Consider the following 22,629-nt stretch of genomic DNA (forward strand, 5'->3'; position numbering starts at 1 on the left):
CCCCGGCCCGCCGGTCAGTTGGCCCACGGGGGAGCGAGGCGGGTGCCGTCGGCCAGCTCCGCCGTCAGGCCGACCGAGGTGGTGACCCAGGAGGTCGCGGTCCGGTCGGTGGGGTTCTCGACGGCGAGGGTCGCCCCGGAGTTGATGATCACGGTGTCGCCCGCGGTGACGCGCTCGGTGCGGCCGTCGAGGGTGATCAGCAGCTCGCCGGTGAGCAGGTGGAGGACCTCCTCCCGGTCGACGGTGTGCGCGGGCGCCTTCGTGCCCGCCGGGATCTCGCCCCGCCAGGCGCACAGCTCCCTGCTGCCGACGCGGGGGGTGGCGTACGAGACGAAGCGGGCGCCGTGGATCTCGTGGGTGACGCCTTCGGACGAACGGACGACGGGCATGGCGGACTCCTCCGTGCGGGATCAGTCGGTCGGCATTTGGTCAAGCAGCTTGACCTTTCGCTTATGGTCAAGCTGCTTGACCAAGCTGTCAAGGGTGTTTCAATGCCACCGTGCAGAACTCCGACGCCATGGCCCTGACCGCCGCCCTGCTCGCCGCGGCCGGCGGGCTCACGCAGCGCATCCACGAGGGTGTCGTCGCCCGCGGCTTCGAGAATGTGCGACCCGCGCACGGGTTCGCCTTCGCCCGGCTCGCCCCGGACGGCGCGACGGTCACCGACCTGGCCGTGCACCTGGGGGTGACCAAGCAGGCCGCCAGTCAGCTCGTCGACGAGCTGGTCCGCAAGGGATACGCCGAGCGCCGGCCGCATCCCGTCGACGCGCGCGCCCGGCTCGTCGTGATGACGGAGGCGGGGTGGGCCTGCACGCGGGCGGCGGAGGCGGCGGCCGCGGAAGCCGTGGGCGCATGGGCCGAGGTGCTCGGCGAGGAAGGGGTGCGTGCGCTGCGCGACGGTCTGCTGCGCGTGGCGCCGGGCGGGCCGATCCGGCCCGCCCGGTGAGCCCGGTCCCTCTGTCACCTGCGGTGCCGGCGGCGCCGGTTGCCACCGGAAGTTTTTACTGACGCGTAACTTCACACGTGCGCTACTCGCCCGTAACTTGACGAATGAACAGCATCCCGTGATCCGGATCACAGGGCGTCTTGCCGTCGCAACTCCCCCGATCCGCAAGGAGATCACCCGATGCTGCCCTGGAGCCGAGTGCTCAGACCGCTGACCGCGCTGCTGCTGGCCGCCGCGGTCGTCCTGTTCCCCGCCGTCACCGCCGGTGCCGCCCCCACCACCGCCACGGACGCACGCCCCACCTCCGGCTGGAACGACTACACCTGCAAGCCCTCCGCCGCCCATCCCCGCCCCGTCGTCCTGGTCCACGGAACCTTCGGGAACTCCGTCGACAACTGGCTGGGCCTCGCGCCCTACCTGCAGAACCGCGGCTACTGCGTCTTCTCCCTCGACTACGGCCGGTTGCCCGGCGTCCCGCTCTTCCACGGACTCGGCCCGGTCGAGAAGTCGGCGGAGCAACTGGCCGCCTACGTCGACAAGGTGCTCACCGCGACCGGCGCCGCCGAGACCGACCTCGTCGGCCATTCGCAGGGCGGCATGATGCCCCGCTACTACCTCAGGTTCCTCGGCGGAGCCGACAAGGTGAACGCCTTGGTCGGCATCGCGCCCAGCAACCACGGCACCACGCTGTCCGGCCTCACCCGCCTGCTGCCGTACTTCCCCGGCGCCGAGGACCTGCTGAACGAGCACACCCCCGCCCTCGCCGACCAGGTCGTCGGCTCCGACGTCCTCACCAGGCTCAACGAGGGCGGCGACACCGTGCCCGGCGTGCGCTACACCGTCCTCGCCTCGCGGTACGACGAGGTGGTCACGCCGTACCGCAGCCAGTTCCTCAGCGGCCCCGGGGTGCGCAACGTCCTGCTGCAGGACCTGTGCCCGCTCGACCTCTCCGAGCACCTGGCGATCGGGCTGCTGGACCGGATCGCCTTCCACGAGGTGGTCAACGCCCTGGACCCGGCGCACGCCACACCCACCACCTGCGCCTCGGTCCTCGGCTGACCGGCGCCCCGGCGGTCCGGTGACACGGGCCGGGCCCCGCGCACGCCACGCGGGGGCCGCCCGGCCTGAGCCGCCGGACGGGCCCCGCGTCCCCCCGCGTCCCCGGTTCCGGGTCAGTGGCCGTGCCGGCCACCGCTCGTCGCGCGCCGGCGGACCGACGCGAACAGGACCGCCGCGCCGAGGGCCAGGACGGCCGCGCCACCCACGGCGATGTAGGGCGTGCCGCTGTCGCCGCCGGTCTCGGCGAGGTTCTCGCCGCCGCCCGCGGCCTTGACCTCGTTGGGCTCGGCAGCGGCAGCGGCGGCGGTTTCGGCAGCGGTGCCGGGTGCCTCCTCCGGGGCGGCGGCCGGGTCCGTCGGGTCGGTGGTGGTCGCCGCGTCCTGGTCGCCGTGCCCGTGGTGCTCGATCGTCGACTTGTCGGCCGCGGCCGCGAGTTGCTCCTCGGACGGCGCGGAGGCCTCGGGCGCGGCGGCCTCACCGCCGGCCGCACCGGCGGGAGCACTGTCACCGGTGCCGGTGCCGGTGCCGCCGCTGAAGGAGACGTCCGAGCAGGAGTAGAACGCCTCCGGGCTGTCCGAGCGCTGCCACACCGCGTAGAGCAGGTGCTTGCCGGAGCGCTCGGGCAGCGTGCCCGAGAAGGTGTAGAAGCCGCCCGAGGCGACCGGGTCGGTGGCGGTCGCCACCGGTGCCGACAGGTCCAGGTCGTCCCAGCGCAGCGGCTGCGACGGGTCGTAGCCCGGCTTGGTGACGTACACCTTGAACGTGCCCTTGTGCGGGGCCGTCACCCGGTACTTGAAGGTGTACGAGCCGCTGCTCACGCCGGTCGCGGGCCAGTCCGCGCGGGCCAGGTCCATGCCCTTGAAGGCCGGGTCGTTTGCGCTGCACAGCTTGCCGTCCGGGATCAGCTCCTGGTGCCTGCCGTCGGCGTTGCCGATGCGGATGCCGTTCCAGTCGTAGAGCGCCTGCGTGCCGCCCGCCGCGACCGCCGCCTTGCACGCGGCCGACCTGGGGTTCTCGGGCCCCTCGGCGTGGCACTGCGACACCCGGCTGACCGGATCGCCCATCGAACCGTGCGCGGACGCCGGGGTGGCGGCCAGCGCGGTCAGGGCGAGCGGGGCGAGACCGGCGACGGTGACGGCGACGGTCCTGCGGGGCGCGGACGATGCGGGCATGCGGAACTCCTCGAAACGGTCAACGCGGTCGACGGGGACTGGTGAACTCGGGCCGGAACCCGTGGGGTTGATCAGCAAGCTAGCCCCGGAACCGCGCCGGATCACCTGCTGGAGGCGGGTGACGGAGATCCTTATGGCCGCGTTAAGGGAGTGCTCAGGCTGCGCTGAGGTAGCTACCGTTCAGGCATGGAACGAGAGCGGATCCGGCCGGCGGTCACCTCGGACGTACCGGCGGTGAAGGCGGTGACCGACGCCGCGTACCGCCCGTACATCGAGCGCATCGGGGTGGTGCCGCAGCCCATGGAGGCGGACCACGCGGCGAACGTGGCGGCGGGGAAGGTGTTCGTCACGGACGAGCCCGGCACGGACCCCGCGGGAGTCGCGGGGCTCGTGGGGCTGGTCGTCGTGGAGGCGTACCCGGACCACCTCTTCCTCGACAGCATCGCCGTCCACCCCGACGCGCACGGCCGGGGTGTGGGACGGAGGCTGCTGCGCTTCGTGGACGCGCACGCGCGTGCGCTGCGCCTGCCCGAGGTCAGGCTCTGCACGAACGCCATGATGTGGGAGAACCAGGCGATCTATCCGAAGTACGGGTACGAAGTCGTCGAACGCCGGGTGGACGGGCCCTACGACCGCGTCCACTACCGCAAGCGGCTGCTCTGAGGCGTCTCATGGCCCGCCCGGTCAGCCCTCCGGCCACCAGGTGCGCGCGATGTCCTTGCGGACCTCCGGGCGCCCGGAGTGGCGCTCGTCGGTCTCCTCGCGGACTCGGCGGGCGTCGGACTTCTTCAGGGGCTTCTGCACGGTCAGACGGCGCATGGCTGCCTCCTTACGGATCCACCGGGTTCCGCGTTCTCACGGAGGTAGACCCTTTCCCCGAGAGTCACTCATCGATGCATGACTGTCAGTGGCGGTTGTCACGTTCCCGTGCCCCGACTCCGTTGTCAGTGCCGGGTGTCACGCTGGGCGCATGAGCGAGAACCGTGACGAAGCGACCGCACCGGGTGTCGACTGGGACGCGCTGGCCGACTCCTTCGACGACGAGCCGGACCACGGACTGCGCGACCCGGGCGTCCGCCGGGCCTGGGCCGCCCGGCTGGCCTCCTGGCTGCCCGCCCGGCCCGGTGACGTCCTCGACCTGGGCTGCGGCACCGGCAGCCTGTCACTCCTCGCGGCCGAGCAGGGGCATCGCGTCACCGGCGTCGACCGCTCCCCGGCCATGGTGCGGCTGGCCAGGGCCAAACTCGCCGGTCGTGACGCGGTGTTCCTGACCGGTGACGCGGCGGCACCGCCCGTGGGCGAGCAGCGGTTCGACGCCGTGCTGGTCCGGCACGTGCTGTGGACGCTGCCCGACCCCGGCCGGGCCCTGCGGCACTGGCGGCAGTTGCTGCGCCCCGAGGGGCGGCTGGTCCTGGTCGAAGGCGTCTGGGGGAGCGTCACGCCGGTCGGCATACCCGCCGACCGGCTCACCGCCCTGCTCGCCCCGCTCGCCGGACGGGACCGCGTGGAGCGGCTGTCGGACGACCCGGCGCTGTGGGGCGGGGAGGTCACCGACGAGCGGTACGCGGTGGTGGCGACGTACGGGTGAGCCGGGCGGCGCGCGCTACGCCAGCAGGCCGGTGAACTCGTCCCCGCGGGCCAGCCGCTCCAGCTCGTCCAGCGCGGCCACGGCGGCGGCAGCGGCCTCGGGGTCCCGGCCCGCCAGCCCGCTCTGGGCGAACTCGTCCTCGTCGAGGCGCCGTACGTCCGTGCCGTCGGCGGAGCGCCACAGGTCCAGGTCGAGGTCCTCGACGACCAGCTCGGTGCCGGTCAGCACGGCGGGGCGGGTGATGTCGCAGTACCAGCCCTTCAGCACACCGGCCGCCGTGCGGACCTCCTTCACCGCGTACCACCGGTCGCGCCAGAAGTACTCGGTGAAGACGTCCCCGGCCTCGAAGCGCACGAAGCCGAAGTCGCGCACGCCGTCCCCGGCCCAGGGGGCGCGGACGGCGAGACGGGTGCCGTCGTCGTGCAGCAGCGTGGCCGCGTAGCGGATCTTCGTCCGGCCCGCCTTGACAAGTGCGACGCTCAACTCAGCCGAGTTCCCGGACATGGCGCACCTCCGTCGCGCAGATCTCGTACCCGAGCCACTTGTTGATGGCGAGCATCGGGCCGTTGTCGGTGTCGTTGCCGGTGAGCGCTTCCGTGTACCCGGCCGCGCGGGCCCGGTGCAGGGAGTCGGTCTTGACGAGCTTGGCCAGCCCCCTGCCGCGCTGGTCGCGGACCGTGCCCGTCATCGCGGTCGAGTACCGGGTGCCGTCGGTGTAGGCGACGCTGAAGGCGGCCGGGCGGCCGTCGACCACCGCGACGGTGGTCAGCTCACGGTTGAGCAGCGGGTGCCGCCAGGTCTCCGCCAGCCAGGCCTCGTACTCCGTGAACTCGATGTCCACGTCGCCGGGTTCGTCCGTGACCGTCGCCGCGTCCAGTTCGAACATGGGCCGGGGATCGTCGGTGAAGTCCGCCGCGGTGCGCAGCTCGACACCCGGGGGAGGTGACCACAGGGGCGGGAGCGTCGCGTTCGACAGGTCCAGCCGGAGAAAGTACGCGGCACGGCGCCGCTCGTAGCCGTGCCGCTCGGCGAAGGACAGATGGGCGGGCCCGTCCAGCACCCAGGAGTACAGCTTCGTCGCGCCCTCGCCGATCAGGTACTCCTCGGCCGTGCGCAGCATCAGCCCTCCGGCGCCGCGCCGCAGGCGCTCCGGGTGGACGTAGAGATTCAGGAAGGCCTGGCCGGGTACCGGGCTGTCGTGCACCAGGCCGATCTGGGCCGTGCCGATCACCTCCCCGTCCTCCTCCGCGACCAGGGACCGGCTCCGGGCGCCCGGATGGGCGTGGACGAGCCGGTGCACGACGGCCTCGGGAGTCCACAGGATGAACGGCAGGGCACGATGGCGGACCCGGGCGAAAGCCGCGACGTCGGCCGGGTCGTCGGAACGCAGGTCGCGAACGAGAACGGTCATGTCGGCGCACGCTACGGCGGCCGGGCGGTCCGCTGCCTCTCAATTTCCCGGGGATACGGGACAATCGCCGGGTGACCCTGAAGATCCGTATCGACGACGGCACGCCGCCCTACGAGCAGGTGCGCGCGCAGATCTCCGAACAGGCCCGGTCGGGCGCGCTGCCGGTCGGCTACCGGCTGCCCACCGTGCGCGGCCTGGCCGAGTCCCTCGGGCTCGCCGCCAACACGGTCGCCAAGGCGTACCGGGCGCTGGAGGCGGACGGGGTGATCGAGACGCGGGGGCGCAACGGAACGTTCGTCGCTGCCGCGGGCTCCGCGGCGGAGCGGGAGGTGGCCGGCGCGGCGCAGGGGTATGCAGAGCGGGCTAGGCGGCTCGGGGTGTCGGAGGGGGAGGCGCTTGCCGCGGTGCGGGACGCTCTGCGGGCGGTCTACGGGTGAGCGCCGCCGGGGCTCGGGTCGTTCTCCGGCCGCGGGTGCGGTGTGGCCGGTCGCGCAGTTTCCCGCGCCCCTGACGGCGTGGGGGCGGCCGCCAGTGGTGGGGCGCCCCTGAAGGCGTGGGGACGGCCGTCAGCGGTGACGTGCGCCTGAGGGGGTGCGGGTGACCGTCAGGGGTGACGTGCGGGCCAGGTGTGCGAACGTCGCGGCGTCCTGCACCGCCGCCGCGTTCGGGTCGTTGTTGAAGTACGCGTAGACGTCGCTCGTGTCCGGCCAGGTCGTCGTGATGCGGTCGAGCCATGTCGCCAGGGAGCGGCGGCCGTAGTGCGGCCAGGCCGCGGCTCGGCCCTGGTGGAAGCGGACGTAGCCCCAGTCGGCGGTTCGCCACAGTGGTGTGACCGGGCGGGCGCGGACGTCGGCCCAGCACAGGGCCGCGCGGCGGGACACGAGGACCTCGCGGGTCTCGGGCGTCCACCACGACGCGTGCCGGGGCTCCACCGCGACCCGGGTGCCGGACGGGAAGCAGGCGAGGCAGGCGTCCAGGAGGGCCGGGTCGGCGCGCAGGGTCGGCGGCAGTTGCAGCAGGACCGGGCCGAGGCGGTCGCCCAGGCCGGCCGCGTGGGTCATCAGGCGGTCGACCGGTTCGGCCGGGTCACGCAGGCGTTTGATGTGCGTGAGGTAGCGGCTCGCCTTGACCGCGACCGTGAAGTCCGGCGGCACCCGCTCCCGCCACGCCGCGAACGTCTCCCGGGCCGGCAGGCGGTAGAAGGCGTTGTTGATCTCGACCGTCGCGAAGGCGGCCGCGTAGTGCTCCAGCCAGAGCCGGACGGGCAGACCGGACGGGTAGAGGGCCTCGCGCCAGTCCCGGTACTGCCAGCCCGACGTCCCGACGAACAGGGTCATACCGTCATCAAAGCACCGGACTACAGGTACAGCCCGGCGTCAGCGCCCGCCCGCGGCTCCGGCAGCGCGGTCGGCGAGGTGCCCCGGCGCAGCGCGTACAGCTCGGCCAGGGTGGCGCCCTCGCGGCCGACCCCCTCCTCGGTGCCGAGCCAGTCCACCGCCTCCCGCCGGGTGAGCGGGCCGACCTCGATACGGGCCAGGCAGCGGCCGGGGCGGACGACGGCGGGGTGCAGGCGCTCCAGGTCCTCGTTGGTGGTGACACCCACCAGGACGTTGCGGCCCTGGCCCAGGAGCCCGTCGGTGAGGTTCAGCAGTCGGGAGAGCGCCTGCCCCGCCGTGTGCTTGGCCTCGCCGCGGATCAGCTCGTCGCAGTCCTCCAGGAGCAGCAGCCGCCAGCGGTCCTTGCCCGTCGCGTCCTCCTCGCCGATGGCGATGTCCATCAGATAGCCGACGTCGGAGAAGAGCCGCTCGGGGTCGAGGACGCAGTCCACCTGGCACCAGTCCCGCCAGGAGCGGGCCAGCGTGCGCAGCGCCGAGGTCTTGCCGGTGCCCGGCGGGCCGTGCAGGAGCAGCAGCCTGCCCGCGATGTCCTCGGGCGTCGTCTTCATCAGGCCGTCCATCGCGTCGGCGACCGGCGCGGTGTAGTTGGCGCGGATCTCGTCCCAGGTGCCCGCCGCGATCTGCCGGGTGGTGCGGTGCGGGCCGCGCCGCGGGGAGACGTACCAGAAGCCCATCGTCACGTTCTCCGGCTGCGGCTCGGGCTCGTCCGCCGCCCCGTCCGTCGCCTCGCCGAGCACCTTCTCGGCCAGGTCCGCACTGGTCGCCGTCACCGTGACGTCGGCGCCCCGGCTCCACCGCGAGATCAGCAGCGTCCAGCCGTCGCCCTCCGCCAGGGTCGCGCTGCGGTCGTCGTCGCGGGCGATCCGCAGCACGCGTGCGCCGGGTGGCAACAGCGTGGCCCCCGACCGTACGCGGTCGATGTTCGCCGCGTGCGAGTACGGCTGCTCACCCGTGGCGAAACGGCCGAGGAACAGCGCGTCGACGACATCGGACGGGGAGTCGCTGTCGTCCACGGTGAGCCGGATCGGCAGGACTTCGTGCGGATTCACGGACATGTCGCCATGATCCGGCACCCGGCCGCCGCGTGCACCCGCTTTCCGGGGCACACGCACCCGCCCGGCCGCTCCCGTGCGCCGGTCCTGACGGCCGCTCTCGTCCCCGGTTTTCGTCCGTAGTTGAACGAGTGTCAGCCAATTTTTGGCATGGACACTTCCGGTCGACGCGCGTAGCCGCTACCACGGTTGTGGCAGCAATCCTGCTAAGGGAGGTTCCATGAGACGTTCCCGACTTGTCGGCTTCCTGAGTTCACTCGTCCTCGCCGCCGGCGTCGCCCTCACCGGGTCCGCGACCGCCCAGGCGGCCCAACACGCCGCGGCCGACGGCTATGTGGCCCTCGGTGACTCCTACTCCTCCGGAGTCGGAGCGGGCAGCTACATCAGCGCGAGCGGCGACTGCAAGCGCAGCACGAAGTCCCATCCGTACCTGTGGGCGGCCGCCCACTCGCCCTCCACGTTCGACTTCACCGCTTGTTCCGGCGCCCGAACGGGTGATGTTCTCGCCGGACAGCTCGGCCCGCTCAGCTCCGCCACCGGTCTCGTCTCCCTCAGCATCGGGGGCAACGACGCGGGCTTCGCCGACGTCATGACGACCTGTGTGCTCCAGTCCGAGAGCTCCTGCCTGTCGCGGATCGCCACCGCCGAGGCGTACGTCGACTCGACGCTGCCCGGCAAGCTCGACGCCGTCTACTCGGCGATCGGCGACAAGGCCCCCAACGCCCACGTCGTCGTCATCGGATACCCGCGCTTCTACAAGCTCGGCACCACCTGCATCGGCCTGTCCGAGGCCAAGCGGAAGGCGATCAACAACGCCTCCGACCACCTCAACACCGTGATCGCCCAGCGCGTCGCCGCCCACGGCTTCACCTTCGGCGACGTCCGCACCACCTTCACCGGACACGAGCTGTGCTCCGGCAGTCCCTGGCTGCACAGCGTCGACTGGCTGAACATCGGCGAGTCCTACCACCCCACAGCGGCCGGTCAGTCCGGCGGCTACCTGCCGGTCCTCAACGGCGCCGCCTGACCGGGGCGGAAGGGGAACAGGAGAGGCGGGAGCGGAGACCCCGCCCGTCGGGGTCTCCGCCTCCGGGTCCCCGCGCCGGGGAACGCGGCAAAGAGCGCACGTGAGACCACCCACGTGAGATCACCCACGTGAGATCGCCCACGTTCCCGCCGCCCCCGGATGCCCGTGGGCGGCGCGTCCGCGGGCGCCGCGGGAGTGCCACCGCGACACGCCACTCGGAGCCTCCGGCTTGCGCCGCCCCACCGGCTCCCACGGGTGACGCGCGGTGACCGTCGGGCCGGTCGGGGGACCGGCCCGGGGCCGACCACGCCGCCGAGCGGCGGGTTGTCCAACTCGCCCTGGAATCTCTTCGATTCGGAGAGTGATCGTCAACCCCCTTACGGGGAAGGTGAATCCTGTGACCGCGATACACGCATGCCGTACCGGGGCGATAGGGTTACCCTGCCCGGGCCGGGTGGACTCGTACGGGTGGGGAGTGACATGGAACAGATAACAGTGCGCAGCAGGGCAAGGGTCCCTGCGATCACCTGCGGGAGCAGCGCGACCAGTTCGCGCCTCGACCGTCATCTCGCGGTACTCGGAGGGCCTGCCCTCCCGCCGCGCGAGACCGTGGAGGCGACGTCGCTGATGCGTGAGCTGACCGCGCGTGAGCCCGCGCACAAGCGCAGCAACAGGGGCGCCCGGGTACGCCGGGTCTCGCTGTTTGCGCCGTTGCGTCGACTGCGCCGCTCGCTGTTCGGCGGCAACTGAGGCCCGCGCGCCGGAGGTCACATCTCCCGGCGTGGCGCCGCGGCACCCGTCCGTCATCCCCACGGAACGCGGCGGCGTCCCGGTGTGCTCCCCGAGCGCGGGCCGTCCCCGGTACACCCGACTCCGTACGCGCCCGTCCGCACGCGTTCTCACCCTCCCGTACCGCGTTCCCGTCCCGCCGTCTCCCCGCCGGCGGTGACGCGGCCGGACCCGTTCAGCGGCCCCCGTGCGCATACCGGCGCACGGCGAGCGGGACGAACACCGCGAGCAGTACCGCGCACCAGGCCAGCGTGCCCGCGACCGGGTGCGTCACCGGCCAGGCGCCCTCGTCCGGCACGGGTGCGTTGCCGAAGAGGTCCCGCAGTGCCGTGGTCACCGCGCTGATCGGGTTCCACTCCGCGACCGTGCGCAGCCAGCCCGGCAGCCCCTCGGTCGGGATGTACGCGTTGGACAGCAGCGGAAGGACGAAGGTCGCGCCGCCCAGTTGGCCGGCGGCCTCCTCGCTGCGGGTGAGCAGTCCCAGGAAGATCCCGATCCACGTGGTCGCGAAGCGGAACAGCAGCAAGAGCGCCACCGCGCCCGCCGCCCCGAGCACGCCGCCCTCCACCCGCCAGCCCACCACGAGCCCGACGAGCAGCAGGGGGACCGTCCCGGCGGCGGTCACGAGCACGTCGGCGACCGACTGCCCGAGGGGCACGGCGGCCCGGTTCACCGGCAGCGTCCGCAGGCGGTCCGTCACCCCCCGGTGGACGTCCTGGGCGGCCTGGAACATGCCCGTCATGATGCCGTTCGCCGCCGTCGCGACGAGGAGCCCGGGCACCAGGAAGGTCCGGTACTCCTCACCCGGCATCGCCAGCGCGCTGCCGAAGACGTAGCCGAAGAACAGCAGCATCGTGACCGGCATGGTCTGGGTGAGGACCATCAGCCCCGGGTTGTTCCGTACCCGCCGCAACTGGCGGCCCAGCATGGCCGCTCCGTCGTGTGCCAGTCCGTACGCCGAGCCGTACGAGCCCGTCGTCACCGTGCTCATGCCACCAGCTCCTTGCTGTCGTCACTTCCGCCACCGCCGTTGCCTTCATCGCTGCCCTCGCCGCCGTCGCCGTCGCCGCCGGTCAGGCGGAGGAAGACGTCGTCGAGGCTCGGCGGCCGCAGGCCCGCGTCCACCAGGGGGACCCCCGCCGCGTCGAGTTCGCGCACCAGGCGGGGCAGGGTCAGCGTCGGATCGGTGCTGACCGCGCCGGCGGTGCGCCGCTCGTGGTCCAGCACCGGCTCCGAGCCGGTCAGCCGGTCCAGGACCGCCGCCGCCCGCACCAGGGCGTCCGCGTCCGCGACGACGGCCTCCGCGTACGCCCCCACCAGCGCCTTGAGTTCGGCCGGCGACCCGGTGTGGGCCACCCGGCCCCGGTCCACCAGGGCGATGTCGTCGGCCAGGCGGTCGGCCTCCTCCAGGTACTGCGTGGTCAGCAGCACGGTGGTGCCCTCCGCCTTCAGGGCGCGCACCGCGTCCCAGATCCGGTTGCGGCTGGCCGGGTCGAGGCCGGTCGTCGGCTCGTCCAGGAACAGCACCTCGGGGCGGCGCACCAGGCTCGCGGCCAGGTCGAGACGGCGGCGCTGGCCACCGGACAACGTGGCGGCGGGCCGGTCGGCGGCCTCGGCCAGCCCGAAGCGGTCCAGCAGCTCGTCGGCCCGCGCCGCCGCCCTGCGCACCCGGTGCAGGCGGGCGAACAGCCGCAGGTTCTGCCGGCCGGTGAGGTCCCCGTCCACCGACGCGTCCTGCCCGGTCACCCCGATCCGGCGGCGGACGGCCGCGGCCTCGCGCACGAGGTCGTGCCCGGCGACCCGCGCCGAGCCCGCGTCCGGCCGCAGCAGGGTCGTCAGCAGTCGCACCGCCGTCGTCTTGCCCGCCCCGTTCGGGCCGAGCAGCCCGCACACCGTGCCCTCGGCCACGGCGAGATCCAGTCCGCGCAGCGCGCGTACGGCGCCGAAGCGCTTCTCCAGACCTTCACTAAGTACAGCGTACGTAGTAGTCATGGGTCGACCATAGCGCACTACGTACGCTGTACGTAACTAGGATGGTGGCCGAGGTGATGCACGATGGCGGGCCGAGCGGCCGTACCCGAAGTGATCTGGTCGCGCCCCGAGCGCACCGGCCGGGGGCCGAGACCGGCGTACACCCGCGCCGACATCGCGGCCGCCGCGGTGCGGATCGCCGACGCCGAGGGCCTGGACGCGGTCTCGATGCGCCGCGTCGCGGGCGAACTGGGCTGCGGCACCATGTCGCTGTACAACTACGTCCCCCGCAAGGAGGACCTGTACGAGCTGATGATGGACGCCGTCAGCGGCGAGCACGAGCTGTGGGAGCCGAGCGGCGACTGGCGCGCGGACATGATCCGGGTGGCTCACCGGACCCGGGCCCTGATGCACCGCCACACCTGGCTGCCCCGCCTGATGTCCCCGGTCTACGGCTTCAGTCCCAACGCCCTGCGGTACCTGGAGCACTGCCTGGCCTGCCTCGACTCCTTCGAGGCGCCGTACGGCACCAAGATGGAGCTGGTCGCGATGGTGAACGGCGTCGTGACGACGTACGTGAGCAACGAGATCGCCACCGTCGAGCGCACCCGCTCGCTGCCCTGGTCCGAGGAGCAGGAGAACGCGGCGCGCATCGCCTACCTCGGCCGGCAGGTCGCGAGCGGTGCCTACCCGCGGCTGGCGGCGTCCTTCGCCGAGGACGCCGGGCCGATCGACCTGGAGGCGGTCTTCGAGCGGGCGCTGACGCGGGTGCTGGACGGGTTCGCCTGAGCGGGGCCGGCGGCCCGGCGGGCCCCGTGCGTCACAGCAGCGCCAGCTGGCCCTCCGGTCCTTCCTCGCGGTCGTCCAGGACGGAGGCCGGACGGCGGGCCGACGCCGGCACCGGAAGCACGCCCGCGTCGCGCAGCTCGTCCGCGGTGATCGCGTCCGTGACCGCCAACTCCCGGCACCGGCCCCGCACCTCGGCGAGCAGCGCGAGCACCGTGATCAGCTCCAGCAGTTCGGACGTCCACGCCTGCGGCCAGCCGGCCGGGCGGATCGCCGTCAGCGTGCCCGGCTCGCCCTCGGCCATGCGCGCCGCGCACCACTGCTCCAGCACCCGCACCCCGCCCACCTCGAAGTCCCAGGCATCGGGCGGCACCGGGGAGACGCGACCCTCGTCGAGGAAGAGGGCCTCCTCGTCCCGGTCGTAGCGCAGCGCCGCCGGGCGGGGCGGCAGCGGGGCGCGGACGTACGGGCGGCGGCCGCCGGGCAGCTTGGGGCGTTCCCCGTCACGGCGCATCAGCCACAGGGCGCGCCGGCCCAGCTCCACCCCGCGCTCCCACAGCGCGGGGTCCGCGGTGAGCGGGACCACTGAGCCGGAGCGCACCGCCGCCACCGACCAGGCGAGCACGTCCAGCGGGGCGGGGCGCGCGCCGAGCCGGGCGGCCAGGTGGTCCAGGAGGCCCGGGGCGAGGTTCGGCTCCGCACCGCCCGGGCGGCGGTGCAGCGGGCGGATCCGGGCGGGGCCGAACAGCGGCAGCAGCGAGGTGGCGAGCAGCAGCGGCGGACCGGCGGCGTCGGGCGTCTCCACGACGAAGACCTGACGCTCGTCCGTCACCCGCCACAGTTCGGGGCGGGCCGCGTCGATCAGCCGATGGTCGGGAATCAGCCACTGCTCGTCGAACGGCGCCCGCAGCACCCGGACCGGCTCGGGACACGGTCCCGAGGCGCGCGCCAGCCGCTCGGTGCCCCCGGAGCCGCCCGGCAGCCGCGCGACCGCCGAGTGCGGTGTGCGCGAGCGGGTGGGCTCGAAGAGGGCCGCGCGGTCGGGCCCCTCGGCCTTCACCAGCGCGTCCCAGCGGGCCCTCAGGGCCGCCGCGTCGGGAGCCGCCGGCCACCCCCGTCCGAGTCGCGGCGGTGCGACGGACCACGGCATGAGGTCCGCCAGCGGCGGAGCGTCGTCGTGCGTCACGCCGGGCATCGTACGACGGGCCGCCCCGGCCTCAGGTGGCGTCCAGGGTGACCGTGAAGGAGAAGCGGTCCCCCCGGTAGTGGATGACGGCCACGTCGAGGACCCGGCCCGCGGTGTCGTACGTGATGCCCGTGTAGTGCAGGATCGGGCTGAGCAGCGGCACTTCGAGCAGCCGGGCCGTCTCCGGGTCCGCGAGCCGGGCCTCGACGGTGTCCGTGATCCGGCTGATGTCCATGCCCACCACGTCCCGCAGCACCTTCGTCATCGGCCACCGGGCGAGGTCGTCCGTGTCGATCCGCTCGGCCAGTTCCGGACGGACGTAGTTGCGGGCGTGGTTGGTCGGCTCGCCGGTCTTCTCGTCGCAGCGCAGCCGGTGGTACGTCGCCACCTCGGTCAGCTGCGGGAAGTACTCGGCGAGTTCGGACGGAACGGCGGCGGTGCCGTGGTCCAGCAGCTCCGCCTTCATGCCGGACTGCTGCGCCACGATCGCGTCCACCGAGCCGAGCAGCCGCACCGGGGCGCCCCGCCGGGCATGCGGCTCGATGAACGTGCCCCGCCGCCGGTGGCGGGTGATCAGCCCCTCGTCCTCCAGCTCCTTCAGCGCCTGCCGCATGGTCAGCACGCTCACCCCGTAGTGCCCCGCCAGCCGCTCCTCGGTGGGCAGGCGCAGCGGGTCCCGGGGCGAGCGGCCGAGTATCGAGGCGCGCAGCGACTGCGACACCTGGTACCAGAGCGGCAGCTTGCGGTTCAGGACGATGGAGTCCGGGGCGAAGGAGGTCACGGGCCATCCGTACCGGTAGGGGATTCCTCAGTGCAAGGGGTGGAAGTGCCGCTCCAGGCCCTGCCAGACGTCGTCGTAGCCCTGCTGCAGATGCTCGGCGCGGGCGGCCTGCGGGGTGAGGGTCACCGGCCACCGCGTCTCGAACATGAACGCCAGCCCGTCGTCGATCCGCTGCGGCTTCAGCTCGGCGGCGCTCGCCCGGTCGAAGGTGTCCCGGTCGGGACCGTGCGCCGACATCATGTTGTGCAGCGAGCCGCCGCCCGGCACGAAGCCCTCCGCTTTGGCGTCGTAGGCGCCCTCGATCAGGCCCATGTACTCGCTCATCACGTTCCGGTGGAAGTACGGCGGCCGGAACGTGTCCTCGCCCACCAGCCAGCGCGGCGCGAACACCACGAAGTCCACGCCCGCCAGGCCCGGCGTGTCCGAGGGGGAGGTGAGCACCGTGAAGATCGACGGGTCCGGGTGGTCGTACGAGATGGTGCCGATGACGTTGAAGCGGCGCAGGTCGTAGACGTACGGCACGTGGTTGCCGTGCCAGGCGACGACGTCCAGCGGGGAGTGGCCGTACTCGGCGGTCCAGAGGTTGCCGCAGAACTTGTTGACCACCTCCACCGGGCCCTCGTGGTCCTCGTACGCGGCGACCGGTGCCCTGAAGTCCCGGGCGTTGGCGAGGCCGTTGGCGCCGATCGGGCCCAGGTCGGGGAGCTGGAAGGGGGCTCCGTAGTTCTCGCAGACGTATCCGCGGGCGTCCCCGTCCAGGAGCTCCACGCGGAAGCGGACCCCGCGCGGGATCAGCGCCACGTGGCCCGGCTCGGCGTGCAGCAGCCCGAACTCGGTGCGCAGCAGCAGCCCGCCGCGCTCCGGGACGATCAGCAGCTCGCCGTCCGCGTCGCTGAAGACGCGTTCCATGGAGGCCGTCGCGTGGTACAGGTGCACGGCCATGCCGGTGCGCTGGGTCGCGTCGCCGTTGCCGCCGAGCGTCCACAGCCCTTCGACGAAGTCGGTGGCGGGGCCGGGCACCGGCAGCGGATTCCACCGCAGCCGGTTCGGGTCGGGCACGGCCTGGTTGAAGGGCGCCGTGCGGATCGTGCCGTTGCCCGATCGGGTGAACGCGGGGTGCGCGGCCGACGGGCGGATCCGGTACAGCCACGAGCGCCGGTTGTGCGCCCTCGGCTCCGTGAACGCCGTGCCGCTCAGCTGCTCCGCGTACAGCCCCAGGGGCGCCCGCTGCGGGGAGTTCCGGCCCTCGGGCAGCGCGCCCGGCACGGCCTCCGAGCTGTGCTCGTTGCCGAAACCGGACAGATAGGCCAGCCCCTCCGCGGTCTTCCGCGCGTCCCCGCTCATCGCTCGCTCCCTCACAGCCCGAATCCTCGCGACCCGATTCCTATGGCACACCGTAGGATTGCGGTTTCCCTCGCGCAAGGGGGCACAGGAGGACTTCCCCGCTCCGGCCCCGCTCCGTCGTCCGCCTGGAGGATGACCGGAACCAGACCCCCGGATGATCCGGGCAGTCGGACCCGTGTTCTATTCTCCCGTCATGTCGTGGACGCGGGGAGGGCTCGCCGTGCTCGCGGTCTGTGTCCTGGTGTTGACGGGATCGGCGGGCTGCGACTCCGGCGGCGGGGGTGGACCGGAGGCCGGGGATTCGGCCACGCCGGTGGGCAGGCTGCTCGACGCCACCGACGAGGAGGGCCGGCGCTACCGCGAGGTGGACGCCGAGAGCGCGCCCGAGGCCGGCATCGAGGTGCAGCCCGAGGCCGACGACAGCTGGGACGTCCGCGTGACCGTCCGCGGCTTCAGGTTCTCACCGGAGGGCGCGGAGGCGAAGGCCGTGGCCGGACGCGGCGTCGCCCACCTCTTCCTCGACGGCGACCTCCTCACCCGCCTGCGCGGCCCCCGCTACCGCCTCGCCGCCGGCCTGGTCCCGCGCGGTACGCACCAGCTCACGGTCCGCCTGTACGCCGACGACGACACCGTCTGGGCCGTCGACGGCGAGCCCGTCGAGAGCACGGCGGACATCACCGCCTCGGACGCCGAGCCGACCGGGGCGACGCAGCCGGAGGACATCGAGGGCCGGACGGTCACCGGACCGGCGGCCGACCGGTGAGCACGACCGCCGGTCGCCCCCGGGTCCCCGGGGCCCGGGCCGCCTTCCACGGCCGTGCCGGAGGCCGCGGTACACCCGGCGGGCTCCGGAGGGCATCATGAGCGGCGTGCGCCCCACACCCCCGCTCCGCCGCGCCCCCGTGCAGCGGCGCAGCGCCGAACGGCTGACCCGGATACTCGACGCCTGCGCGGACCTCCTCGACGAGGTCGGCTACGACGCCCTGAGCACCCGGGCCGTGGCGCTGCGCGCGGACGTGCCGATCGGGTCGGTGTACCGCTTCTTCGGCAACAAGCGGCAGATGGCCGACGCGCTGGCCCAGCGCAACCTGGAGCGCTACGCGGAGCGCGTGACCGAGCGGCTGACGGAGACGGGCGACGGCGGCTGGCGCGGTGCGCTGGACGCCGTGCTCGACGAGTACCTCGCGATGAAGCGGACCGCGCCCGGCTTCTCCCTGATCGACTTCGGCAACCAGATCCCGGTCGGCGACCGGCACGCCGTCCCCAACCACCGGGTCGCCGAGCGGCTCACCGAACTGCTCTCCGGCTACCTGGGCCGCCGCCCCGACGACGACCTGCGCCGCGTCTTCCTCGTCGCCGTGGAGACCGCCGACACCCTCGTGCAGCTCGCCTTCCGGGTGGTGCCGGACGGGGACGAGAAGATCATCGAGGAGGCCCGGGAACTGCTGCGGGCCTACCTGGGGCGCGTGCTCGACTGACCGGCCGCGAGCGGCGGAAACGGGCGCGGGTGCCCGGGCTTGGGTCCGCGGGCTTGGGTCTGCGAGCGGATCCCGGTGCGGGTGCTCGGCTGACGGGCCGGGAGCGGATCCCGGTGCGGGTGCTCGGCTGGCGGGTCGCGATCGGTGGGCCCCCGGCGCGCGTGCTCGGGCTCGGGTCCGTGAGTGGATCTCGGTGCGGGTGCTCGGCTGGCGGGTCGCGATCGGTGGGCTCCCGGCGCGGGTGCCCGGGCTTGGGTCTGCGGGCTTGGGTCTGCGAGTGGATCTCGGTGCGGGTGCTCGGCTGGCGGGTCGCGATCGGTGGGCCCTCGGCGCGCGTGCTCGGGCTCGGGTCCGTGAGTGGATCTCGGTGTGGGTGCTCGGCTGACGGGTCGCGATCGGTGGGCCTCCGGCGCGCGTGCTCGGGCTCAGGTCCGTGAGTGGATCTCGGTGCGGGTGCTCGGCTGACGGGTCGCGATCGGTGGGCCCCCGGCGCGCGTGCTCGGGCTCAGGTCCGCGAGCGGATCCCGGTGCAGGTGCTCGGCTGACGGCCAGCGATTCGTGGGCCCCGACGTGCGGACTCGGTTGACGGGCCGCAAGCGGAACCCGGCGCGGTGCTCGGCTGACGCGCCGCGAGCGGAACCCCGCGCGGTGCTCGGCTGACGGGCCGCAAGCGGTGCACGGCGTCTCCGCCCGGCGACGAGATACGCACGCACCCTCCCCAACATGCCTACCGGTCGGTATGCTCGCCGGGCCGGAAGCCCCACCGCCGCCGTCCGGGAGGACCCGTGTCCCGCACCGCCCTGCGTATCTGCCCCCTGTGCGAGGCCACCTGCGGCCTGGTACTCACCGTCGAGGGCACCGCGGTCACCGCCGCCCGCGGCGACCGCGACGACGTGTTCAGCCGCGGTTTCGTCTGCCCCAAGGGTGCCTCCTTCGGGGCCGTCGACTCCGATCCCGACCGGCTGCGCGCACCCCTGGTGCGCCGGGACGGCGAACTGCGCGAGGCCACCTGGGAGGAGGCGTTCGACGCGGTGGCCGCCGGTGTCCGGCCGGTCGTCGAGCGGTACGGACCACACGCCGTCGGCGTCGTCCTCGGCAACCCCAACGTCCACACCGTGGCCGGTGCCCTCTACCCGAACGTCCTGCTCGGCGCCCTGGGCACCCGCAGCCTCTTCACCGCGTCCACGCTCGACCAGATGCCCAAGCACGTCTCCAGCGGCCTGCTCTTCGGCAACGCGAACGCCATTCCGGTGCCCGACCTCGACCGCACCGACCACCTCCTGCTCATCGGCGCCAACCCCCTGGAGTCCAACGGCAGTCTGTGCACCGCACCCGACTTCCCCGGCCGGCTCAAGGCGCTGAAGGCCCGCGGCGGCACCCTCACCGTCGTCGACCCGCGCCGCACCCGCACCGCGAAGCTCGCCGACCGCCACGTCGCGATCCGCCCCGGCGCCGACGCGCTGCTGCTGGCCGCGATGGCCCACGTCCTGTACGCGGAGGATCTGGTCGACCTCGGCGCCCTCGCGCCGCACGTCACCGGAGTCGGCGAAGTCGAGGCCGCCGTACGGGACTTCACCCCCGAGGCCGTCGCCGCCGCCTGCGACGTGGACGCCGACGTGACGCGCGCCCTCGCCCGGGAGCTCGCCGCCGCCCCCACCGCCGCGGTCTACGGCCGCATCGGCAGCTGCACCGTCCCGCACGGCACCCTCGCCAGCTGGCTCGTGGACGTCCTCAACATCCTCACCGGCAACCTCGACCGGCCCGGCGGCGCCCTCTTCCCGCAGGCCGCCACCGACCGCACCCCGCGCCCTGCCGGGCCCGGCCGCGGGTTCGCGCTGGGCCGCTGGCACTCCCGGGTGAGCGGACACCCCGAGGCGAAGGGCGAACTGCCGCTGTCCGCCCTCGCCGAGGAGATCGACACCGTCACCGACGCGGGAGAGCCGGTCCGCGCCCTGCTCACGATCGCCGCCAACCCCGTCCTGTCGGCCCCCGACGGGGACCGGCTCGACAAGGCGCTGGACTCCCTCGACTTCATGGTGAGCGTCGACCCCTACCTCAACGAGACCTCGCGTCACGCCCACGTCGTGCTGCCGCCGCCCCCGCCCGCCCAGAGCCCGCACCACGACTTCGCCTTCAACACCCTCGCCGTGCGCAACCAGGTCCGCTACACCCGCCCCGCCGTCCCGCTGGAGCCCGGCAGGACGGCCGAGACGGAGATCCTCGCCCGGCTCACCCTGGCCGTCGGCGGCATGCACGGCACCGACCCGGCCGCCGTCGACGCCATGGTGATCGAGCAGACCCTCACCACGTCCGTACGGGAACCGCACTCACCCGTGCACGGCCGTGATCCCGGCGAACTCACCGCCCTGCTCACCGGCGAGAACGGCCCCGAGCGGCGCCTCGACCTGATGCTGCGCCTCGGCCCCTACGGCGACGGCTTCGGCGCCCGCCCGGACGGACTGACCCTGGAGCGTCTCCTCGCCCACCCGCACGGCATCGACCTAGGCCCGCTGCGCCCCCGCCTGCCGCAGCCGCTGAAGACCCGCAGCGGCAAGGTGGAACTGCTCCCGGGGCCGATCGCGGCCGACCTGCCGCGTCTGCGGCAGGCCCTGGCCGAGGCCGGACGCCCCGCAGGACTGGTCCTCGTCGGCCGCCGCCACCTGCGCTCCAACAACAGCTGGATGCACAACATCCCCGCCCTCACCGGCGGCTCCAACCGCTGTACCGTGCACCTGCACCCCGAGGACGCCGCACGGCTCGGCGTGGACGAGGGGCAGCCCGTACGCGTCAAGGGCGCGGGGGGAGCGGTGACCGCGCCCGCGGAGATCACCGACACCGTCCGGCCCGGCGTGGTCAGCCTCCCGCACGGCTGGGGGCACGACCGGCCCGGCGTCCGCCAGACACACGCCGCCACCGACCCCGGCGTCAACGTCAACCAGCTCCTCGACGGCAGCCTGCTCGACCCGCTCTCCGGCAACGCGGTCCTCAACGGCGTACCCGTGACGCTCACACCGCTGACCGGCGCACAGCTGTGACCTGGAGTTCTGCGCTTATTGCTCGCATGTCAACGTCTTGTTAACGCTCCCTCGCGCCACCTAACGTCGCTCGCACCGCCTGCCCCGGTGGGATGTTCAAGGGCGAACGTTAGGTACTCACACATGCTGACCATCCTCGGCTTCGCCATGATCGCGACCTTCCTGGTCCTGATCATGATGAAGAAGATGTCGCCGATCGCGGCGCTCGTGCTGATCCCCGCGCTGTTCTGCGTGATCGTCGGCAAGGGCGCCCATCTGGGCGACTACGTCATCGACGGCGTGTCCAGCCTCGCCCCCACCGCGGCGATGCTCATGTTCGCGATCGTCTATTTCGGCGTGATGATCGACGTCGGGCTCTTCGATCCGATCGTCCGGGCCATCCTGAGGTTCTGCAAGGCCGATCCGATGCGCATCGTCGTCGGCACGGCGCTGCTCGCCGCGATCGTCTCGCTGGACGGCGACGGCTCCACCACCTTCATGATCACGGTCTCGGCGATGTACCCGCTGTACAAGCGGCTCAAGATGAGCCTGGTCGTGATGACCGGTGTCGCCGCGATGGCCAACGGCGTCATGAACACGCTGCCCTGGGGCGGCCCCACCGCCCGCGCCGCCACCGCGCTGAAGGTCGACGCCACCGACATCTTCGTGCCTATGATCCCGGCCCTGGCCGTCGGCCTCGTCGCGGTCCTCGTCCTGGCGTACGTGCTCGGTGTGCGCGAGCGCAGGCGGCTGGGCACGCTGTCGCTGGACGAGGCGCCGGCACCCGAGGCGGAGACCGAGGCTGTGCTGGTCGGTGCCGGCGCGGGCGCGGCCTCCGGAGCGTCCGGTGCGCGTGCGGGTGCCGGTGCGGGTTCCGGCGCCGCTCACGGCGGGACGGGCGGTGGCGGCGCGGCGGCCGGCCGGGACAGTGCGTCCGAGGCGTCGGACGCCTCCGACGCCTCCGACGCCTCCGAGGACGACTTCAAGGGTCTCGACCCGAACCGGCCCACCCTGCGTCCGAAGCTGTACTGGTTCAACGCGCTGCTGACCGTCGCGCTGCTCACCGCCATGATCATGGAACTGCTGCCGATCCCGGTGCTCTTCCTCGTCGGCGCCGCGCTCGCGCTCACCGTCAACTTCCCCCGCGTGCCCGACCAGAAGGCCCGCATCGCGGCCCACGCCGACAACGTCCTCAACGTCTCCGGCATGGTCTTCGCCGCCGCCGTCTTCACCGGCGTCCTCACCGGCACCGGCATGGTCGACCACATGGCCAACTGGCTCGTGGACACCATCCCGGACGGCATGGGGCCGCAGATGGGCCTGGTCACCGGCCTGCTGAGCCTGCCGCTGACCTACTTCATGTCGAACGACGGCTTCTACTTCGGCGTCCTGCCGGTGCTCGCCGAGGCCGGCCAGGCGCACGGCGTGTCGACGCTGGAGATCGCCCGAGCCTCGATCGTCGGCCAGCCGCTGCACATGTCCAGCCCGCTCGTCCCGGCCGTGTACGTCCTGGTCGGCATGGCCAAGGTCGAGTTCGGCGACCACACGCGGTTCGTGGTCAAGTGGGCCGTCCTGACGAGCCTGGTGATCCTGGCGGCCGGCATCGTGTTCGGCATCATCTGACCTCA

The 22,629-nt window shown here is 73.1% G+C and carries 24 protein-coding genes; 12 read left to right on the plus strand and 12 right to left on the minus strand.

The features are described from left to right. Window positions 1-14: 14 nt before the first annotated feature. A complete protein-coding gene (locus tag EV562_RS18530; RefSeq protein WP_133887921.1) occupies window positions 15-389 on the minus strand; it encodes a cupin domain-containing protein in 375 nt (124 codons plus the stop codon). Window positions 390-499: 110 nt separating this feature from the next. On the opposite strand from EV562_RS18530, the gene EV562_RS18535 reads away from it, so the two are divergent. Continuing rightward, window positions 500-946: a MarR family transcriptional regulator gene (locus EV562_RS18535; RefSeq protein WP_133887922.1), complete on the plus strand. Its 447-nt coding sequence runs from the start codon at window positions 500-502 to the stop codon at window positions 944-946. Window positions 947-1,126: 180 nt separating this feature from the next. Further along, the gene (locus tag EV562_RS18540; protein WP_133887923.1) at window positions 1,127-2,005 is read left to right on the plus strand and encodes an alpha/beta fold hydrolase; all 879 of its coding nucleotides are present in this window, start codon (window positions 1,127-1,129) and stop codon (window positions 2,003-2,005) included. A 113-nt stretch (window positions 2,006-2,118) separates the two neighbouring features. Here the strand turns inward: EV562_RS18540 and EV562_RS18545 are convergent, their stop codons facing one another. After that, window positions 2,119-3,177, minus strand: a complete 1,059-nt coding sequence (locus EV562_RS18545; RefSeq protein ID WP_133887924.1) for a lytic polysaccharide monooxygenase — start codon at window positions 3,175-3,177, stop codon at window positions 2,119-2,121. A gap of 186 nt (window positions 3,178-3,363) precedes the next feature. On the opposite strand from EV562_RS18545, the gene EV562_RS18550 reads away from it, so the two are divergent. Continuing rightward, a complete protein-coding gene (locus tag EV562_RS18550) occupies window positions 3,364-3,840 on the plus strand; it encodes a GNAT family N-acetyltransferase (protein ID WP_133887925.1) in 477 nt (158 codons plus the stop codon). 21 nt (window positions 3,841-3,861) lie between these two features. Here the strand turns inward: EV562_RS18550 and EV562_RS35895 are convergent, their stop codons facing one another. Then, window positions 3,862-3,996 carry a hypothetical protein gene (locus EV562_RS35895; protein WP_133887926.1) on the minus strand — a complete coding sequence of 45 codons (135 nt, stop codon included), beginning with the start codon at window positions 3,994-3,996 and terminating at the stop codon, window positions 3,862-3,864. A gap of 151 nt (window positions 3,997-4,147) precedes the next feature. On the opposite strand from EV562_RS35895, the gene EV562_RS18560 reads away from it, so the two are divergent. Then, window positions 4,148-4,765, plus strand: coding sequence for a class I SAM-dependent methyltransferase (locus EV562_RS18560; protein WP_133887927.1), 618 nt, complete (start codon window positions 4,148-4,150; stop codon window positions 4,763-4,765). Window positions 4,766-4,780: 15 nt separating this feature from the next. On the opposite strand, the gene EV562_RS18565 is transcribed toward EV562_RS18560, so the two are convergent. After that, window positions 4,781-5,269, minus strand: coding sequence for a DUF402 domain-containing protein (locus EV562_RS18565; protein ID WP_133887928.1), 489 nt, complete (start codon window positions 5,267-5,269; stop codon window positions 4,781-4,783). Beyond that, on the minus strand, window positions 5,250-6,176 hold the full coding sequence (locus EV562_RS18570; protein ID WP_133887929.1) for a GNAT family N-acetyltransferase: 927 nt from the start codon (window positions 6,174-6,176) through the stop codon (window positions 5,250-5,252). Before EV562_RS18570 ends, EV562_RS18565 begins: the two co-directional genes overlap by 20 nt. Before the next feature lie 71 nt (window positions 6,177-6,247). Between EV562_RS18570 and EV562_RS18575 the strand changes: the two genes are divergently transcribed. Beyond that, window positions 6,248-6,613 (plus strand): GntR family transcriptional regulator, encoded by a 366-nt coding sequence (locus tag EV562_RS18575; protein ID WP_208298376.1) that lies wholly within the window; start codon window positions 6,248-6,250, stop codon window positions 6,611-6,613. A 129-nt stretch (window positions 6,614-6,742) separates the two neighbouring features. Here EV562_RS18575 and EV562_RS18580 read toward each other — a convergent pair whose 3' ends face one another. Together EV562_RS18580 and EV562_RS18585 are read right to left on the minus strand one after the other, a co-directional pair. Further along, window positions 6,743-7,513: a DUF72 domain-containing protein gene (locus EV562_RS18580; protein WP_133887931.1), complete on the minus strand. Its 771-nt coding sequence runs from the start codon at window positions 7,511-7,513 to the stop codon at window positions 6,743-6,745. A gap of 20 nt (window positions 7,514-7,533) precedes the next feature. Further along, window positions 7,534-8,628 carry a DUF5925 domain-containing protein gene (locus EV562_RS18585; protein WP_133887932.1) on the minus strand — a complete coding sequence of 365 codons (1,095 nt, stop codon included), beginning with the start codon at window positions 8,626-8,628 and terminating at the stop codon, window positions 7,534-7,536. Between the two features lie 217 nt (window positions 8,629-8,845). Between EV562_RS18585 and EV562_RS18590 the strand changes: the two genes are divergently transcribed. Both EV562_RS18590 and EV562_RS18595 read left to right on the plus strand, forming a co-directional pair. After that, window positions 8,846-9,652: an SGNH/GDSL hydrolase family protein gene (locus tag EV562_RS18590; protein WP_133887933.1), complete on the plus strand. Its 807-nt coding sequence runs from the start codon at window positions 8,846-8,848 to the stop codon at window positions 9,650-9,652. A gap of 480 nt (window positions 9,653-10,132) precedes the next feature. After that, the gene (locus EV562_RS18595; RefSeq protein ID WP_003977105.1) at window positions 10,133-10,402 is read left to right on the plus strand and encodes a hypothetical protein; all 270 of its coding nucleotides are present in this window, start codon (window positions 10,133-10,135) and stop codon (window positions 10,400-10,402) included. Window positions 10,403-10,616: 214 nt separating this feature from the next. On the opposite strand, the gene EV562_RS18600 is transcribed toward EV562_RS18595, so the two are convergent. Together EV562_RS18600 and EV562_RS18605 are read right to left on the minus strand one after the other, a co-directional pair. Next, complete coding sequence (locus tag EV562_RS18600; protein ID WP_133887934.1) at window positions 10,617-11,432, minus strand: ABC transporter permease; 816 nt, start codon at window positions 11,430-11,432, stop codon at window positions 10,617-10,619. Next, entirely contained in the window at window positions 11,429-12,433 is a 1,005-nt protein-coding gene (locus tag EV562_RS18605; protein ID WP_133887935.1) for an ATP-binding cassette domain-containing protein, read from the minus strand. The genes EV562_RS18600 and EV562_RS18605 overlap by 4 nt, the downstream gene beginning before the upstream one ends. Before the next feature lie 63 nt (window positions 12,434-12,496). On the opposite strand from EV562_RS18605, the gene EV562_RS18610 reads away from it, so the two are divergent. After that, window positions 12,497-13,201: a TetR/AcrR family transcriptional regulator gene (locus tag EV562_RS18610; protein ID WP_133887936.1), complete on the plus strand. Its 705-nt coding sequence runs from the start codon at window positions 12,497-12,499 to the stop codon at window positions 13,199-13,201. Between the two features lie 31 nt (window positions 13,202-13,232). On the opposite strand, the gene EV562_RS18615 is transcribed toward EV562_RS18610, so the two are convergent. Genes EV562_RS18615 through hmgA form a run of 3 tightly spaced genes read right to left on the minus strand, consistent with a single transcriptional unit; the run spans window position 13,233 to window position 16,509 of the window. Beyond that, window positions 13,233-14,393 (minus strand): type ISP restriction/modification enzyme, encoded by a 1,161-nt coding sequence (locus tag EV562_RS18615; protein WP_133887937.1) that lies wholly within the window; start codon window positions 14,391-14,393, stop codon window positions 13,233-13,235. 22 nt (window positions 14,394-14,415) lie between these two features. Continuing rightward, window positions 14,416-15,165, minus strand: a complete 750-nt coding sequence (locus EV562_RS18620) for a GntR family transcriptional regulator (RefSeq protein ID WP_133887938.1) — start codon at window positions 15,163-15,165, stop codon at window positions 14,416-14,418. Window positions 15,166-15,192: 27 nt separating this feature from the next. Continuing rightward, window positions 15,193-16,509, minus strand: coding sequence for a homogentisate 1,2-dioxygenase (gene hmgA, locus EV562_RS18625; RefSeq protein ID WP_133887939.1), 1,317 nt, complete (start codon window positions 16,507-16,509; stop codon window positions 15,193-15,195). A gap of 193 nt (window positions 16,510-16,702) precedes the next feature. Between hmgA and EV562_RS18630 the strand changes: the two genes are divergently transcribed. The 4 genes from EV562_RS18630 to EV562_RS18645 all read left to right on the plus strand — a co-directional run bounded on the left by EV562_RS18630 (window position 16,703) and on the right by EV562_RS18645 (window position 22,624). Continuing rightward, complete coding sequence (locus EV562_RS18630; RefSeq protein ID WP_133887940.1) at window positions 16,703-17,272, plus strand: hypothetical protein; 570 nt, start codon at window positions 16,703-16,705, stop codon at window positions 17,270-17,272. Between the two features lie 97 nt (window positions 17,273-17,369). Further along, window positions 17,370-17,987, plus strand: a complete 618-nt coding sequence (locus tag EV562_RS18635; RefSeq protein ID WP_133887941.1) for a TetR/AcrR family transcriptional regulator — start codon at window positions 17,370-17,372, stop codon at window positions 17,985-17,987. Window positions 17,988-18,772: 785 nt separating this feature from the next. Next, window positions 18,773-21,022: a molybdopterin oxidoreductase family protein gene (locus tag EV562_RS18640; protein ID WP_133887942.1), complete on the plus strand. Its 2,250-nt coding sequence runs from the start codon at window positions 18,773-18,775 to the stop codon at window positions 21,020-21,022. Between the two features lie 123 nt (window positions 21,023-21,145). Beyond that, window positions 21,146-22,624 (plus strand): citrate:proton symporter, encoded by a 1,479-nt coding sequence (locus EV562_RS18645; protein ID WP_133887943.1) that lies wholly within the window; start codon window positions 21,146-21,148, stop codon window positions 22,622-22,624. Window positions 22,625-22,629: the final 5 nt, after the last annotated feature.

This window comes from Streptomyces sp. BK208 (assembly GCF_004364245.1).
In the GTDB taxonomy this organism is placed as follows: Bacteria; Actinomycetota; Actinomycetes; order Streptomycetales; family Streptomycetaceae; genus Streptomyces.